Source organism: Microbispora triticiradicis, assembly GCF_005864065.1.
GTDB lineage: Bacteria > Actinomycetota > Actinomycetes > Streptosporangiales > Streptosporangiaceae > Microbispora > Microbispora triticiradicis.
Window position 1 is genome coordinate 51768 of the sequence record NZ_VANP01000002.1, and the last position, 15917, is coordinate 67684.

Consider the following 15917-nt stretch of genomic DNA (forward strand, 5'->3'; position numbering starts at 1 on the left):
AGGCTGGAGCCGTGATCCCGTCTAACCCGTCCAAGAGGCGATCCCCCGAGGGGGTGCCGCCGACACTCGCCACGCTGGCGGCGTGGAGCTGGCGGCTGCTGCTGGTGGGCGCGGCGATCTACGTGCTGGCGATGATCATCGGCAGGATCAGCTTCGTGGTCCTGCCGGTGGCCGTCGCGCTGCTGCTCGCCGCGCTGCTGTACCCGCTCACCAGGCGGCTGCGGGAGGCCGGGCTGCGGCCGATCTACGCGACGTGGATCACGATGCTTCTCGGCCTCGCCGTGATCGTGGGCATCGGCATCCTCATCGGCACCCGGGCGAACGAGGAGTTCCCCGGGCTGGTCGCGCAGATCCAGCTCACCGCGCGCAACCTGCAGAGCTGGCTGCTGCACGGCCCCCTTCACCTGAAGGAGGCCCAGATCGCCGACATCGTCGACCAGCTGAGCCGGCAGGTCAACGAGCAGCGCAGCCAGATCACCAGCACGCTGCTGACCGGCGCCACCGCGTTCGTCGAGGTCCTGGCCTCGATCGTCCTGCTGCTCTTCGTGACGTTCTTCCTGCTCAAGGATGGCGACCGCATCTGGGCCTGGTTCCTGCGCGGCTTCGGCCAGGCCGCGCCCCGGGTCGACCGGGCCGGCCGGGCCGCCTGGGTGACGATCTCCCACTACGTCCACGGAACGGTGGCGGTCGCGGCCATCCACGGCATCGTGATCGGCATCGTGCTCGCCGGGATGCGGGTGCCGTTGTGGGCCCCGCTCGCCGTGCTCATCTTCTTCGCGAGCTTCATCCCGATCGTCGGCATCCTCTTCGCGGGCGCGATCGCGACGCTCGTGACGTTCGGCTCGCAGGGGTGGGTCTACGCCCTGGTGTTCGTCGGCGTCCTCGTGGTCGAGCAGCAGCTGGAGAACCACGTGCTCCAGCCGCTGATCGTCGGCCGGGCGCTGGCCTTCCACCCGCTGGCGATCATCCTCGCCCTGGCCGTCGGCGGTGTGCTCGGCGGCATCGCCGGGGCGGTCGTGGCCGTGCCGCTGACGGCGGTCATCTACCGCGCCCTCCCGGAACTGCGCTCGGACCGGCCCGCCATCGAGCCCTCGGGGGACGGGGGAGACGCGGGCCCCCCGGACGGCCCTCCGGGGCCGGCCGGGACCGCTCACGAGCCCGCGCCGGAGCCCGGGCACGCCGGACCCGCGGCCGAGCTCACAGCCGGTTCCGCGGCCGCGGGGGGCGGGGAGGGGGAGGTGGACCGGCCCCCGGGGACGGCGCCCCCGTCCTCCGGCGCGGGAGAGGCGGTGTCGCCCCAGCGCAACGGGTAGGGTCTTGCCTCATGAGCAGCCCTGTGCCGAACGCCACATCGCCGGCTCCGGCGGGCCCGGGTCCGGGAGGCACCGTCCCGGGACGCGGCACCGTCCCCTTCGGGGGAGCCGAGGCCGCCGCATGAGCGTCGAGATCCTGATCCACCGGCTCGATCCGGGTCTGCCGCTTCCCGCGTACGCGCATCCCGGCGACGCCGGGGCCGACCTGTACGCGGCGGAGGACGTCGAGTTGCTCCCCGGTGAGCGGGCCGTCGTGCGGACCGGCGTCGCGATCGCGCTGCCGGACGGCTACGCGGCGTTCGTGCATCCGCGTTCGGGCCTCGCCGCCCGGCACGGCGTGACGCTGGTGAACGCGCCCGGCACGGTCGACGCCGGCTACCGGGGCGAGATCAAGGTCACGATGATCAACACCGACGCCAAGGACGCCGTACGGTTCCGGCGGGGCGACCGGATCGCCCAGCTCGTCGTCCAGCGGGTGGAGCGTGCGGCGTTCTACGAGGTGGACCGGTTGCCCGGCTCCGTACGGGGCACGAACGGGTTCGGTTCGACGGGGAGCTGACAGCCCCAAGCACGCACATGCCCGGCACACGCAGATGCCCGGCACACGCAGGACACGAGGAGAGTGAGCGAAGTGTTTCGACGCCGGCGACGCGCGGAGGAGGAGACCGCACCGGCCGTCGTGCGGGAGGACGGCCCCGCCACGGCGCGGGCGACGGGCCCCTGGGACGCGGCGGACGACTATCCGGAGGCCGAACGGGTCGACCTGGGAGGCCTGCGCCTGCCCGTCGACCCCCGGTTCGAGATCCAGCTCAGGGTGGACGGCGACCAGATCACCGGGGTGATCGTCCTGCTGGGGGAGAGCCTGCTGCAGGTGCAGGCGGTCGCCGCGCCCAAGCGGAACGGCATCTGGGACGAGATGCGGGCCGACGCCGTCAGGGACGTGACCGCCGCGGGCGGGGCCCTGGAGGAGCGGGACGGCCCCTTCGGCCCCGAGCTCGTGGGCCGGGCTCCCGCGCAGGGCCAGACGGAGCCGCAGCCGGTGCGTTTCCTCGGCGTGGACGGCCCCCGCTGGTTCCTGCAGGCCGTCATCAGCGGCCCGGCGGCGTCCGGCGGGGAGGCCGGCGACGTCCTGGAGGACGTGGTCCGCGGCATTGTGGTGGTCCGCGGCGACGAGCCGATGCCGCCCAGAGAGGTGATCCCGCTGCGCCTTCCGGTGGACCGGCAGCCCGCCGACGAGCAGGCCCCCCACCGGGATGAACTGCGGCCGTTCGAGCGCGGCCCGGAGATCAGCGAGATCCGCTGAACGGCGGCGCCCGGCCCGCCGGGACGTCGCCGTCGGGCCGGGCGGTCCGGCACGCCGGGACCGCGCCCGCGGGCCGTTGACGAATCGGGGGCAAGCCCTGCCCTTGCCGTCCTTCTGACCGGCTGGCGTTCTCACGTATGCTGCGGGGAGGCATGGCCCGGGAACGACACCCGGGGTGGAGCCAGACGATGGGTCCCCCCGTGGGGACAGCGAGCGAGGAAGCCGGGTGAGCGACCGATGGACACGCCGGAGCCTGCCAGACGGGGCGGACTGCGGGGTCTCCTGCGGCGGCTGACCACCAGCCAGGCCGAGCTGGAGGCCGCCGAGCTCCAGGAGGACCTGGAGCAGGAGGGGGCCACGCCCATCGCCAGGTGCGGCGAGCGCCAGCGGTCGTGCGTGGCGGGCACGCTGCGCACCGTGACCCTGCGCCCGCGCGGCGGCGCGCCCGCCCTGGAGGCCGAGCTGTACGACGGATCGGACGTGATCGACCTCGTCTGGCTCGGCCGCCGGAAGATCGCCGGGATCGAGCCCGGCCGGGTGGTCCGGGCCGAAGGACTGATCAGCGTCCAGGACGGCCGGAAGGTCATGTTCAACCCCCGCTACGAGCTGCGTCCGGCTGGTGGCCCTTGATCTCTCAGGAGACCGTATGAGCACAGCGGACATGACGGCCCCCGCCGCGCACGCCACCGTTGAGGCGGCCGTTCGTGCCCAGATGAGCAAGGCGCTGGGCGGCAAGCGAGGGATCGTCGAGGCGGCGGTGCCCACGATCGCCTTCACCGGCACGTGGATGGCCACCCAGGACCTCAAGACCTCCCTGATCGTGGGCATCGCCTCGGCGGTGGCGCTCCTGGTGGTGCGGATCGCGCAGCGGACCACGCCGCAGTTCGTGCTCAACAGCCTGGTCGGCATCGGGATCGGCGCGTTCTTCGCCGCCCGCACCGGCGACGCCAAGGACGTCTTCCTGCCCGGGATCCTCTACAACGGGGCCTACGCGGCCGGCATGCTGCTGTCGATCGTGGTGCGCTGGCCGATCGTGGGCTTCCTGATCGGCTCGGTGACCGGCGACCCGACGGCCTGGCACAACGAGCCGGCCCTGGTCCGGCTGTGCGCGCGGCTGACGTGGCTGCTCATGCTGCCCTGCCTGCTGCGGGTGGTGGTGCAGCTGCCGCTCTACCTGGCCGACCACGTGACCGCGCTCGGCGTCAGCAAGATCGTTCTGGGCTGGCCGCTCCAGGTGGCCGGACTGGCGGCGATGGTGTGGGTGCTCGCCCGGGGCCGTACGCCGATCGAGCCGCCCGCCCAGCCCTCCGTCTGACCCTCCCGGCGGACCGGCCGCCCGGGGCGATGCCCGCGCGGGCGGCGCGGCCGGCGTACGGCTCAGGAGCGGTCGTGGGCCGACAGCAGTTCGGTGAGCTCCTGCTCGACCTCCTGGCTGGCGACGAACAGCAGTTCGTCGCCGGCCTCCAGCGGGTCGTCGGCCGAGGGGACCAGCACCCGGCCCTCACGCAGGATCGCGACCAGGGCGGAGTCCACCGGCCAGGGAACCGAGCCGGTCCGCTGGCCCACCACCGGGGCGTCCTCGGCGAGGGTGAGCTCCACCAGGTTGGCCTGGCCCTGCCGGAAGGTCATCAGGCGCACCAGGTCGCCGACGCTGACCGCCTCCTCGACCAGGGCCGACAGCAGGCGCGGGGTGGAGACGGCGACGTCCACGCCCCACGACTCGTTGAACAGCCACTCGTTCTTCGGGTGGTTGACGCGGGCGACCACCCGGGGCACGCCGTACTCGGTCTTGGCGAGCAGGGAGACCACGAGGTTCACCTTGTCGTCGCCGGAGGCGGCGATGACCACCTGGCAGCCGTTCAGCCCCGCCTCGTCCAGCGAGGAGATCTCGCAGGCGTCGGCCAGCAGCCACTCGGCCCGCGGCACGCTGTCGATCTTGATGGCGCGGGGGTCGATGTCGATGAGCAGGACCTCGTGGCCGTTCTCCAGAAGCTCGACCGCGATGGAGCGGCCGACGGCTCCGGCGCCGGCGATGGTGACGCGCATCAGTGCTCCTCGTCGGACGGCGGGGCGGACAGCGCCTTGTTGACCCGGTCCATGTCGTTCTCGGCGGCGACCAGGTGGAGGATGTCCCCTTCCTGGACCACGGTCGCGTCCCTGGGCACGAGCGCCTCGCCCATCCGGTTGACGAAGGCCACCCGCGCGCCGGTGGCGTCCTCGATCGCCCTGGCCCGGGTGCCGATCCAGCCCTGGTGGAAGGCCACCTCGGCGAGGACGACCGTACCGGTCGGGTCGCGCCACAGGGGCTCGGCGCCCTCGGGCAGCACCCGGCGCAGGATCTGGTCGGCGGTCCAGCGGACCGTGGCGACGGTGGGGATGCCGAGCCGCTGGTAGACCTCGGCCCGGCGGGGGTCGTAGATGCGGGCGACCACGTTGTCCACGCCGAACATCTCGCGGGCGACCCGCGCGGAGATGATGTTGGAGTTGTCGCCGCTGCTCACGGCGACGAAGGCGGCGGCCGAGGCGATGCCCGCCTCTTCGAGGACGTCGCGGTCGAAGCCGATGCCGGTGACCCTGCGGCCCCGGAACCCGGCCCGCAGCCGCCGGAAGGCCTGCGGGTCGCGGTCGATGACCGCGACCGAGTGGCCGTTGTCCTCCAGGATGTGGGCCAGGGTCGAACCGACCCGCCCGCATCCCATGATCACGATATGCATGCTCCCCCGCCGTGGGTGTGTGGCGGACTCCTATTGGAGACAGTATGTCGCCCATGCCGTACACCGCATGACCCGGGCATGGCGTGGGGGGACTAGGCTCAACAGACGTGTCCAAGGTGCCAGATCTTGTCAAGCGGCTCCTCGTGGGGCGTGCCCTGCGCAGCACCCAGCTCCACCACCAGCTGCTGCCCAAGCGTGTGGCACTGCCGGTCTTCGCGAGTGACGCGCTGTCCTCGGTCGCGTACGCACCGCAGGAGATCCTGGTCATCCTGTCGCTCGCCGGGGTCAGCCTCTACGCCATCAGCCCGTGGGTCGCGGCGGCGGTCGTCCTCGTCATGCTCGTCGTGGTCGCGTCCTACCGGCAGAACGTGCACGCCTACCCCAGCGGCGGCGGCGACTACGAGGTGGCCACGACGAACCTCGGCCCCACCGCCGGCCTGACCGTGGCGAGCGCCCTGCTCGTCGACTACGTGCTGACCGTGGCGGTGTCGGTCGCCAACGGCGCCGACTACGTGGGCGCGACGATCCCGTTCGTCGCCGAGCACCGCCCACTGGTGGCGATAGCCATCGTCGTGCTCCTGACGATCATGAACCTGCGCGGCATCCGGGAGTCGGGTGTCGCGTTCGCCGTGCCCACCTACGCCTTCATGGCCGCGGTCATCGGCATGATCCTGTGGGGCCTGTTCCGCGTGTTCCTGCTCGGTGACGAGCTGCGGGCTCCGACGGCGGGCTACCGGCTCCTCGCCGAGCAGACGGACCTCGCCGGGTTCGCGCTGGCGTTCCTAGTGCTGCGCGCCTTCTCCTCCGGCTGCGCCGCGCTGACCGGAGTCGAGGCGATCAGCAACGGCGTCCCGGCCTTCCGCAAGCCCAAGAGCAGGAACGCCGCGACGACGCTGCTCATGATGGGCCTCATCGCGGTCACGATGTTCGGCGGGATCATCTTCCTCGGCCTGGAGTCCGGGGTGAAGGTGACCGACCCGGCCACCGTGGCCAGGGACCTCATCATCGACGGGCACCCGGCAGGACCCGGCTACTACCAGCAGCCGATCATCGCGCAGGTCGCCTCGGCCGTCTTCGGCGACGGCTCGGCCCTGTTCGTCGTCATCGCCGCGGTGACCGCGCTGATCCTGTTCCTGGCGGCCAACACCGCGTTCAACGGCTTCCCCGTGCTGGGGTCGATCCTCGCCCAGGACCGCTATCTGCCGCGGCAGCTCCACACCCGCGGCGACCGCCTGGCGTTCAGCAACGGCATCGTCATCCTCGCGGCCGGGGCCTGCCTGCTCATCTGGGCGTTCGACGCGGACGTCAGCAAGCTGCTCAACCTCTACATCGTCGGCGTGTTCGTCTCGTTCACCCTCAGCCAGATCGGGATGGTCCGGCACTGGACCCGGCACCTGAGGACCGAGAGCGACGCGAAGGCCCGCTTCCGCATGATGCGCGCCCGGGTGATCAACGGCTTCGGCGCGGTCATGACCGGGCTGGTGCTCGTCGTCGTGCTGGCGACGAAGTTCACCCACGGCGCGTACATCGTCTGTCTCGCGATGCCGCTGCTCTTCCTCATGATGAAGGGCATCAGGCGGCACTACGACCGGGTCGCCGCGGAGCTCGCCGCGCCGGAGGAGACCGAGGTCGACGAGTCGATGCTGCCCGCCCGCAACCACGCGGTCGTCCTCGTCTCCAAGATCCACAAGCCCACGCTCCGGGCCCTCGCGTACGCCAGGGCGACCCGCCCGTCGAGCATCGAGGCCGTGACCGTCAGCGTGGACGCCGGCGAGGTGAGCAAGCTCAAGGACGAGTGGGAGCGGCGCGGCATCGGGGTGCCGCTGAAGATCCTCGACTCGCCGTACCGCGAGATCACCGGTCCGGTGCTGGAGTACGTCAAGTCGCTGCGCCGGAGGTCGCCGCGCGACGTCGTGACCGTCTACATCCCGGAGTACGTGGTCGGCCGCTGGTGGGAGCACCTGCTGCACAACCAGAGCGCGCTGCGGCTCAAGGGCCGCCTGCTGTTCAAGCCCGGCGTGATGGTCACGAGCGTGCCGTGGCAGCTCGCCTCCTCCGACCGGCTCAAGCGACGCAGGGAGCCGTCCGCGCCCGGCGCATCACGCCGTTCCTACCAGCAGCCGTCGAAGGACGCGCAGGTCGGGGCATGACCGATACGAAAGGGGCCGGCCGGATGAACGGGAACGGCAGCACGGCACCGCAGGAGCCGGGCGGGACGCACCCCGCGCGGCTCGAACTGACCGTGGGCGCCGTCGCCAACGGCGGCTGGTGCGTGGCCAGGCACGAGGGCCGGGTCGTGTTCGTCCGGCACGCGCTGCCGGGCGAGCGGGTCGTGGCCGAGGTCACCGAGGAGACCACCCGGTTCCTGCGGGCCGACGCGGTCGAGATCCTGGAGGCCTCACCGGACCGGGTGACGCCGCCCTGCCCGTTCGCCGGCCCCGGCCGGTGCGGCGGGTGCGACTGGCAGCACGCGTCACTGGAGGCGCAGCGCCGGCTCAAGGCCGACGTCGTCGCCGAGCAGTTGCGGCGCCTGGCCGGGCTGGACCACAAGGTCGTGGTCGAGGAGGTGCCGGGGGCGCCGGACGGCCTCGGCTGGCGCACCCGGGTGCAGTTCGCCGTCGACCGGGACGGCTCGGCCGGGCTGCGCAGGCACCGGTCGCACGAGATCGAGCACATCACCGGCTGCCTCATCGCCCATCCCGCCGTCGAGGAGGCCGGGGTGGAACGGCTCGCCTGGCCCGGAGCCTCCTCGGTGGAGGTGGTGGCGGCCTCCGGCGGGGACCGGGCCGTGATCGTCGAGCCCCTGCCGCACCGCAGGGCGACGATCCCGGACGTGGACGCCGCGGTCCTCCTCGACGAGGGCAGGCGGGGGACCCGCGCGCTGCGCGGCCGGGCCTCGCTGACCGAGCGGGTGGGGGAGCGGGACTACCGGGTCACCGCGAGCGGGTTCTGGCAGGTCCACCCCGGCGCGGCGGCCACACTGCTCGGCGCGGTGCTCGACCTCGGCCGTCCCGAGCCGGGGGAGTGGGCCCTCGACCTCTACTGCGGTGCCGGTCTGTTCGCCGCCGGCCTGGCCGAGGGGGTCGGCCCGGAGGGCGCCGTGCTCGGCGTCGAGTCGGATCCGCAGGCCGTCCAGGACGCCCGGATCAACCTGCGTGACCTGCCGCAGGCGCAGATCGAGAGGGGAAAGGTCGAGGAGGCCCTCGACCGGCTCGGGATCGAGCGGGCCGACCTGGTGGTCGCCGACCCGCCCCGCGCGGGCCTCGGCCGCCCGGTCGTCGAGCGCGTCGCGCGCCTGGAGGCCCCGCGGGTCGTCTACGTCTCGTGCGACCCCGCCACCCTGGCGCGGGACATCGCGTGGTTCGCGCCGTACGGCTACCGCCTGGAGGACCTGCGGGCGTTCGACCAGTATCCGATGACCCACCACGTCGAGTGCGTGGCGCTGCTCGTGCGGGAGTGATCCGGTCCCGCCCGTGCCTCGCGCGCTCCGGCGAGCCGGGGCGCACGAGGCGGGATATCCCGAAAGCGGGATAATGGACGGATGAAATTGAGGATCTTCACCGAGCCGCAGCAGGGCGCGACCTACGAGGACCTGCTCCGGGTGGCGCAGACGGCCGAACGCCTCGGATTCGACGCCTTCTTCCGGTCCGACCATTACCTGCGGATGGGAGACGGCGACCCGGGGCCGGGTCCCACCGACGCCTGGATCACCCTGGCTGGGCTCGCCCGGGAGACCTCGCGCATCCGGCTGGGCACGCTGGTGACCGCCGGGACGTTCCGGCTGCCCGGCCCGCTGGCGATCAGCGTCGCCCAGGTGGACCAGATGAGCGGCGGGCGCGTCGAACTGGGCCTCGGCACCGGCTGGTTCGAGGAGGAGCACACGGCGTACGGCATCCCGTTCCCTCCGCTGGGCGAGCGGTTCGAGCGCTTCGAGGAGCAGCTCGAGATCGTCACCGGGCTGTGGGCGGCGGCGAAGCCGTTCTCCTTCGACGGCGCGCACTATCGGCTGGTGGACTCGCCCGGGCTGCCGAAGCCGGCGCAGCGGCCGCGGCCGCCCCTGATCGTCGGCGGCGGGGGCGCCAAGCGGACCCCGCGGCTGGTCGCGCGGTTCGCCGACGAGTACAACGTGCCGTTCCTCCTGCCCGAGGACACCGCCGCCGCCTTCGACCGGGTCAGGGCGGCGTGCGAGGCGGCGGAGCGGGAGACCGTCCTGCTGTCGGCGGCGCAGATCGCCGTCGTGGGCCGGGACGAGGCGGAGGTCGCCCGGCGGGCCGCCGCCGTCGGCCGGGAGGTCGGCGAACTGCGTGTCAACGGCCTGGCCGGCACCCCGCAGGAGGTCATCGACAAGATCGGCCGGTTCGCCGAGATGGGCGCGGAGCGTCTCTACCTCCAGATCCTCGACCTCGACGACCTGGAGCACCTGGAGTTGATCGCCACCGAGGTGCTGCCGCACGTCTGAAAAGCCGGTAGCCGGTGAAAGGGGGCATCCGGCACACTTTGCCGGGTGCTCCTGACGATCACGACGACCATGCGGCCCGCCACGGACCTCGGTTACCTCCTGCACAAGCATCCCGGCCGGGTGCAGGAGTTCGGGCGATCGTTCGGCACCGCGCGGGTCTTCTACCCGGAGGCGGACGGGGACCGCTGCACGGCGGCGCTGCTCCTGGAGGTCGACCCCGTCCGGCTGGCGCGCTCGCGGGGCTCGTCCTCGCCCGACTTCTCGCTGAGCCAGTACGTCAACGACCGGCCGTACGCCGCGTCGTCGCTGCTGGCGTCGGCGCTCGCCGACGTGTTCCGCACCGCGCGGACCGGGCGCTGCGCCTCCCGGCAGGACCTCGCCGACTCGGCGATCCCGCTGGAGATCACGCTGCCCGCACTGCCCTGCCGGGGCGGGGCCGACCTCGCGCTGCGGCTGTTCGCGCCGCTGGGCTGGGAGGTCGACGCCGAGGCCGTACCGCTGGATCCCGGCTTCCCCGAATGGGGCGACTCCCGGTACGTACGGCTCGCGCTGCGGGGGCGGGTGCGCCTGGCCGACGCGCTCAACCACCTGTACGTCCTGCTCCCGGTGCTCGACGACGCCAAGCACTACTGGCTGGCCGGCGACGAGGTCGACAAGCTCGTCCGCGCCGGTGAGGGATGGCTCGCCGGGCATCCGGACAAGGCACTGATCACCCGTCGCTACCTCGGCCGGCGCAACGCGCTGACGCGCGACGCGTTCGCGCGCCTGGCGGAGGTCGGCGACGACGTCGAGGAGGCCCTGGAGCCACCGGTCGAGGAGGAGCCGGGCACCGAGACCCCCGAGCCCGCCGAGACCCCAGAGGCCACCGGGATCACCGAGCTGCCCGGGACCACCGAGCGGCCCGGCCCCGGCGATGACAGCGGTCTCGGGAACGACAGCGGTGCCGGGAGTGAGCCCGCCGAGGCCCGGGTGCCGCTGAACACCCTGCGCCGGGACGCGGTCGCCGCGGTGCTGACGGAGATCGGCGCGCGCTCGGTGATCGACCTGGGCTGCGGCTCGGGACAGCTGCTCGGCGTCCTGCTGCGCGACCCCGCCCTCACCCGGGTGACCGGCATGGACGTGTCGGCCCGCGCGCTCGCGCTCGCCGGGCGCCGTCTGCGCACCGACCGGATGCCGGACGCCGTGCGCGCCCGCTTCACGCTCTTCCAGGGCTCGCTGACGTACACCGACGCGCGCCTGGCCGGGTACGACGCCGCGGTGCTGATGGAGGTCGTCGAGCACGTGGACCCGCCGCGGCTGCCCGCCCTCGAACGGGTGGTCTTCGGCACGGCCAGGCCGTCCCACGTGATCGTGACGACTCCCAACGTGGAGCACAACGTGAGGTACGAGTTCCTCGCGGGCGACCGGCGGCACCCCGACCACCGGTTCGAGTGGACCCGCGCGGAGTTCGCGCGGTGGGTCGCGGGCGTCTGCGCGGCGTACGGATACACGGCCGATCTGCGGCCGGTCGGCGAGGACGACCCCGAGGTGGGCCCGCCGACCCAGATGGCGGTCTTCGGCAGGAGGGAGGAGCGGCCGTGACGGAGGTCAGCGTGCCGGAGCTGTCGCTGGTGGTGCTGGTGGGCGTCTCCGGCAGCGGCAAGTCGACGTTCGCCGCCCGGCACTTCGCGCCCACCCAGGTCGTCTCCTCCGACTTCTGCCGCGGCCTGGTCTCGGACGACGAGAACGACCAGACGGCGACGTCCGAGGCGTTCGACCTGCTCCACCACATCGTGGGCGTCCGCCTGCGGCGCGGCCTGCTCACGGTGGTCGACGCGACCAACGTGCAGTGGGAGGCCCGCAAGCGGCTGATCGAGCTGGCCAGGTCGCACGACGTGCTCGCCGACGCGATCGTGCTCGACGTGCCCGAGGAGGTGGCCCGCGCCCGCAACGCGGCCCGGCCCGACCGGGCCTTCGGGCCGCACGTCATCACGCGGCAGCGCAGGGAGCTGCGCCGGTCGCTCGGCAAGATCTCCAGGGACGGTTTCCGCCGGGTGCACGTCCTGAGCGGCGACGAGATCGACGACGTCACCGTCACGCGCGAGAAGGCGTGGACCGACAGGACCCACCTCACCGGGCCGTTCGACGTCATCGGCGACGTGCACGGCTGCCGGGCGGAGCTGGAGTCGCTGCTGACCAGGCTCGGCTGGGAGGTCGGGCCGGACGGCGCGGTCCACCCCGAGGGCCGTACGGCGGTCTTCGTCGGCGACCTTGTCGACCGCGGCCCGGACACGCCAGGGGTGCTGCGGCTGGTCATGGGCATGGTCGCGGCGGGCACCGCGCTGTGCGTGTCCGGCAACCACGAGCGGAAGCTGGTGCGGGCCCTGGACGGCCGCAAGGTGCGGGTCGCGCACGGCCTGGAGCGGTCGCTGGAGCAGCTCGACGCCGAGCCGGCGGAGTTCCGCGCGGCCGCCCGGACGTTCATGGACGGCCTGATCAGCCACTACCGCCTCGACGGGGGCAGGCTGGTCGTCGCGCACGCCGGGCTCAAGGAGGCCTACCACGGGCGCGCCTCCGCACGGGTGCGGTCGTTCGCCCTGTACGGCGACACGACCGGGGAGACCGACGAGTACGGCCTGCCGGTGCGCTATCCCTGGGCGGACGACTACCGGGGCCGCGCGATGGTCGTCTACGGCCACACCCCGGTGCCCGAGCCGGAGTGGGTCAACAACACGATCTGCCTCGACACCGGCGCCGTCTTCGGCGGGCGGCTGACCGCGCTGCGCTACCCGGAGAGGGAGCTGGTGTCTGTCCCGGCCGAGCAGGTCTGGTACGAGCCCGTGCGCCCGCTGACCGCGCGGCCGCCCGCCCGCGACCCGGGCGTGCTCGACATCGGCGACGTGGACGGCACCCGTTTCGTGGAGACGCGGTTCGGCGGCCGGATCAGGATCGCGGAGGAGAACTCCCGCGCCGCGCTGGAGATCATGAGCCGGTTCGCCGTGGACCCCCGCTGGCTGGTCTACCTTCCGCCGACCATGGCGCCGCCGGAGACCTCCACGCTGGACGGCTACCTGGAGCACCCGGCCGAGGCGTTCGAGGAGTTCGCCCGCGCGGGGGTGTCACGCGTCGTGTGCGAGGAGAAGCACATGGGCTCGCGGGCGATCGCCGTGCTGGCGCGGACGCCGGAGGCGGCGGCGCGCCGTTTCGGAATCGCCGACGGCACGGCGGGCAGCGTCTACACCCGCACGGGCCGGCCCTTCTTCGACACGCGCATGCCGGAACTGGTGGACCGGCTGCGCGAGGCGTGCGCGCCGCTGTGGGAGGCGCTGGACACCGACTGGGTGGCGCTCGACTGCGAGCTGCTGCCCTGGTCGGCCAAGGCCGAGGGCCTGATCCGCGACCAGTACGCCTCGGTGGGAGCGGCCGCGCGGGCGTCGCTGCCCGCGGCGGTCGCGATGCTTGAGACGGCGGCGGAACGTGGCCTGGATGTAGGCGCTCTGCTCGACCGCACCCGCCGCCGCGCTCACAACGCTGCCCTGTTCCGCGACGCCTATGCCCGTTACTGCGGGCCGGTTTCGGGTCTCGACGGCGTACGGCTCGCACCGTTCCAGATCCTCGCCTGCGAGGGCAGGGCGACGGCGGTGGACGAGCCGCACGAATGGCACCTGAAGACCCTCGGCCTGATCGACTCCCCGCTCGTCACCGCGACCCGTCACCGGTTCGTCGACCTGGGCGTACCGGAGGAGCGCGACGCGGCCGTGGCGTGGTGGACGGACCTGACCGAGGCCGGGGGCGAGGGAATGGTGGTCAAGCCCGCGTCCTTCACCCCCGTTCCGGTGGCCGGGGTGCCTCCGGCCGGGGTTCGGGAGGCCGGCCCGGCCGGCGAAAGGCCCGAGGACGCGCCGCGGCCGGCGAGGGCGCAGCCCGGCGTGAAGGTGCGCGGCCGGGAGTACCTGCGGATCGTCTACGGCCCCGACTACACCGAGTCGCTCGGCCTGCTGCGCCGCAGGTTCACCGGCAGGAAGCGCTCGCTGGCGCTGCGGGAGCACGCGCTCGGGCTGGAGGCGCTGGCGCGCCTCGCGGAGGGGGAGCCGCTCTGGCGGGTCCACGAGGCGGTCTTCGCCGTGCTCGCCCTCGAGTCGGAGCCGGTCGACCCCCGTCTGTGAGACCGGACAGCCCCCGGGTACGTCCTTCCGCTCACGCGACGGGAGCCGTACCCGGGGGCCGGGTTCAGCGGGACACGGTTCAGCGGGCCAGGGCTCAACTGACTCGCCGTACAGGAGGGCGTCCTCCTTGCTGCCGAGGGGGCGGGGCGACCGCCTCGGGCTTCCCGAGACCCGGCGGCGGGGTTCAGCCCGTGAAGCGGGCCAGGAACAGACTGAGCCTGAGCTCGTGGTGCTCGCGCGGCAGCCGCCCGCCGCGCATGAGGGTCACCAGGCCGTGCAGGGCCGCCCAGAAGGTCTCGGTCAGCGCGCCCAGGCTGTCGCCGCCCGAGTAGGGGCGGACGGCCTCGGCCAGCTCGCCGAAGGCCGCCTGCAGGGCGGGCGGCGCCTCGGGGGTGGCGAACGGCAGCGGGACGATCTGGCTGAACATCACGTCGTAGAGGGCCGGGTGCCGGTCGGCGAAGGCCATGTAGGCCGCGCTGACGCCGGCGATGGCGCGGCGGGCGTCCGGCGCCGCGGTCCTGGCCGCGCGCAGGTCCACGGCCAGGTCGGCGCAGCCCTCCACGGCGACGGCCGCCATGATCGCGTCCTTGCCCTTGAAGTGGCTGTAGAGCACCGGCTGGCTGTACTCGACGCGCTCGGCCAGCCGCCGGGTCGTGACCGCTTCCCAGCCCTCGGCCTCGGCCAGCTCCCGGGCCGCCGTGATGATCAGCTTCTCCCGCTCGGCGCGCTCCCGCTCCCTGCGTGACTGGATCGACATGCCCGAACTCTAGCAGCGCTAGCGTTTATGGCGATGCTCTGCTAGCGTCATTATTGTTCCTAGCGCTGCTAGTTCCCGGAGAGAGACATGCTCACCCCCATCGCGTACGGCCTCGCCGTCGTCCTCAACCTGTTCGTCCTGTTCATCGGAGCCCGTTTCCTGTTCGCGCCCCACGCGGCGGCCGCCGGCTACGGCGTCCCGGCCAAGAAGGACGGCGACGTCGCCTACCTGACGATCAAGGGCCTGCGTGACGGGGGCTACGGTCTGCTGGGCCTGGCCCTGCTGGCCTTCGCCGGCGCCCGCGCCGAGGCCTGGTACATGCTGATCGTCGCTCTGTTGCCCCTGGGCGACACCCTGATCGTGCTGCGCAACGGCGGCACCCGGGCGGTCGCCTTCGGCATCCACTTCGCGACCGCCGTGATCGTGCTCATCAGTGCCGCCCTGCTCTTCGCCGTCTGACACCCGCACCCGTCGCACCACTGTTGGCCGACATCCTCATCGTCGTCACACCGGGCGTGGAGCGCTTCGAGTACTTCCGTCAACTGGAGCGCATCGCCTACGGCAGGCAACCCCTGGAGTCCCTCCTGGAGGTTCAGGAGCTCTACGACAACCACCTGCGCACCAGCGCCGTCTGGAACGCGACCAGGAGCGGGCGGCACTAGCATCGCGGCATGGCCCCCACCAAGGCCGACCTCGAGGCGGCCAGGAACGCGACGATCGAGGACGTGCTCGGCCCCCGGCTCGACGTGCTGTTCTGCGGGATCAACCCCAGCCTCTATTCGGCCGCGACCGGTCACCACTTCGCGCGGCCGGGCAACCGGTTCTGGCCCGCCCTGCACCTGTCCGGTCTCGTGCCACGCAGGCTCGCGCCGTCCGAGCAGCACCTGCTCCCGTCGTACGGGCTGGGCATCACCAACATCGCGGCCCGGGCGACCGCCCGTGCCGACGAACTGGACCCGGAGGAGCTCCGCGTGGGCGGCGAGCGGCTCGCGCGGCTGGTGGCGGAGGTCCGGCCCCGCGTCCTGGCGGTAGCGGGGGTGTCGGCCTATCGGGTCGCCTTCGCGCGCCCCGCCGCCCGGATCGGCCCGCAGGAGGAGACGATCGGCGGGACGGCGCTGTGGGTGCTGCCCAACTCCAGTGGGCTGAACGCCCACTGGAGGCTGGAGGCCATCGCGGCCGAGATGGCCCGCCTGCGCCCACCGCGGGCCTGACGGGATCGACCGCGG

16 protein-coding genes are annotated in these 15917 nt (G+C 72.9%); 13 read left to right on the forward strand and 3 right to left on the reverse strand.

Annotated elements, in window-relative coordinates; translation table 11 throughout:
• Positions 1-11 precede the first annotated feature (11 nt).
• The 5 genes from FED44_RS05370 (at position 12) to FED44_RS05390 (ending at position 3931) form a co-directional block, all read left to right on the forward strand.
• Positions 12-1313, forward strand: a complete 1302-nt coding sequence (locus FED44_RS05370; RefSeq protein WP_244301737.1) for an AI-2E family transporter — start codon at positions 12-14, stop codon at positions 1311-1313.
• A 121-nt stretch (positions 1314-1434) separates the two neighbouring features.
• On the forward strand, positions 1435-1872 hold the full coding sequence (gene dut, locus FED44_RS05375; protein ID WP_111698086.1) for a dUTP diphosphatase: 438 nt from the start codon (positions 1435-1437) through the stop codon (positions 1870-1872).
• Positions 1873-1935: 63 nt separating this feature from the next.
• The gene (locus FED44_RS05380; protein WP_244301738.1) at positions 1936-2616 is read left to right on the forward strand and encodes a DUF3710 domain-containing protein; all 681 of its coding nucleotides are present in this window, start codon (positions 1936-1938) and stop codon (positions 2614-2616) included.
• 237 nt (positions 2617-2853) lie between these two features.
• Positions 2854-3246, forward strand: a complete 393-nt coding sequence (locus FED44_RS05385; RefSeq protein ID WP_111698084.1) for an OB-fold nucleic acid binding domain-containing protein — start codon at positions 2854-2856, stop codon at positions 3244-3246.
• A 16-nt stretch (positions 3247-3262) separates the two neighbouring features.
• The gene (locus FED44_RS05390) at positions 3263-3931 is read left to right on the forward strand and encodes a DUF3159 domain-containing protein (protein ID WP_111698083.1); all 669 of its coding nucleotides are present in this window, start codon (positions 3263-3265) and stop codon (positions 3929-3931) included.
• Between the two features lie 62 nt (positions 3932-3993).
• Here FED44_RS05390 and FED44_RS05395 read toward each other — a convergent pair whose 3' ends face one another.
• Both FED44_RS05395 and FED44_RS05400 read right to left on the reverse strand, forming a co-directional pair.
• Positions 3994-4662 carry a potassium channel family protein gene (locus FED44_RS05395; RefSeq protein ID WP_111698082.1) on the reverse strand — a complete coding sequence of 223 codons (669 nt, stop codon included), beginning with the start codon at positions 4660-4662 and terminating at the stop codon, positions 3994-3996.
• Positions 4662-5330, reverse strand: a complete 669-nt coding sequence (locus tag FED44_RS05400; RefSeq protein ID WP_111698081.1) for a potassium channel family protein — start codon at positions 5328-5330, stop codon at positions 4662-4664. The genes FED44_RS05395 and FED44_RS05400 overlap by 1 nt, the downstream gene beginning before the upstream one ends.
• Before the next feature lie 107 nt (positions 5331-5437).
• Here FED44_RS05400 and FED44_RS05405 point away from each other — a divergent pair, with 107 nt between their 5' ends.
• The 5 genes from FED44_RS05405 to FED44_RS05425 all read left to right on the forward strand — a co-directional run bounded on the left by FED44_RS05405 (position 5438) and on the right by FED44_RS05425 (position 13934).
• Positions 5438-7480, forward strand: a complete 2043-nt coding sequence (locus FED44_RS05405; RefSeq protein WP_111698080.1) for an APC family permease — start codon at positions 5438-5440, stop codon at positions 7478-7480.
• A 23-nt stretch (positions 7481-7503) separates the two neighbouring features.
• Positions 7504-8790 (forward strand): class I SAM-dependent RNA methyltransferase, encoded by a 1287-nt coding sequence (locus FED44_RS05410; protein WP_138460240.1) that lies wholly within the window; start codon positions 7504-7506, stop codon positions 8788-8790.
• An 81-nt stretch (positions 8791-8871) separates the two neighbouring features.
• Positions 8872-9789, forward strand: a complete 918-nt coding sequence (locus FED44_RS05415) for an LLM class F420-dependent oxidoreductase (protein WP_111698079.1) — start codon at positions 8872-8874, stop codon at positions 9787-9789.
• Positions 9790-9834: 45 nt separating this feature from the next.
• A complete protein-coding gene (locus tag FED44_RS05420; RefSeq protein ID WP_138459968.1) occupies positions 9835-11370 on the forward strand; it encodes a 3' terminal RNA ribose 2'-O-methyltransferase Hen1 in 1536 nt (511 codons plus the stop codon).
• Positions 11367-13934, forward strand: a complete 2568-nt coding sequence (locus FED44_RS05425) for a polynucleotide kinase-phosphatase (RefSeq protein WP_138459969.1) — start codon at positions 11367-11369, stop codon at positions 13932-13934. The genes FED44_RS05420 and FED44_RS05425 overlap by 4 nt, the downstream gene beginning before the upstream one ends.
• A gap of 184 nt (positions 13935-14118) precedes the next feature.
• Here the strand turns inward: FED44_RS05425 and FED44_RS05430 are convergent, their stop codons facing one another.
• Complete coding sequence (locus FED44_RS05430; RefSeq protein ID WP_111698076.1) at positions 14119-14691, reverse strand: TetR/AcrR family transcriptional regulator; 573 nt, start codon at positions 14689-14691, stop codon at positions 14119-14121.
• A gap of 87 nt (positions 14692-14778) precedes the next feature.
• On the opposite strand from FED44_RS05430, the gene FED44_RS05435 reads away from it, so the two are divergent.
• Genes FED44_RS05435 through mug form a run of 3 tightly spaced genes read left to right on the forward strand, consistent with a single transcriptional unit; the run spans position 14779 to position 15902 of the window.
• Positions 14779-15150, forward strand: coding sequence for a DUF4267 domain-containing protein (locus FED44_RS05435; protein ID WP_111698075.1), 372 nt, complete (start codon positions 14779-14781; stop codon positions 15148-15150).
• Between the two features lie 23 nt (positions 15151-15173).
• Positions 15174-15353: a hypothetical protein gene (locus FED44_RS05440; protein WP_208758843.1), complete on the forward strand. Its 180-nt coding sequence runs from the start codon at positions 15174-15176 to the stop codon at positions 15351-15353.
• A 9-nt stretch (positions 15354-15362) separates the two neighbouring features.
• Entirely contained in the window at positions 15363-15902 is a 540-nt protein-coding gene (gene mug, locus FED44_RS05445; RefSeq protein WP_138459970.1) for a G/U mismatch-specific DNA glycosylase, read from the forward strand.
• The last annotated feature ends 15 nt before the right edge of the window (positions 15903-15917 follow it).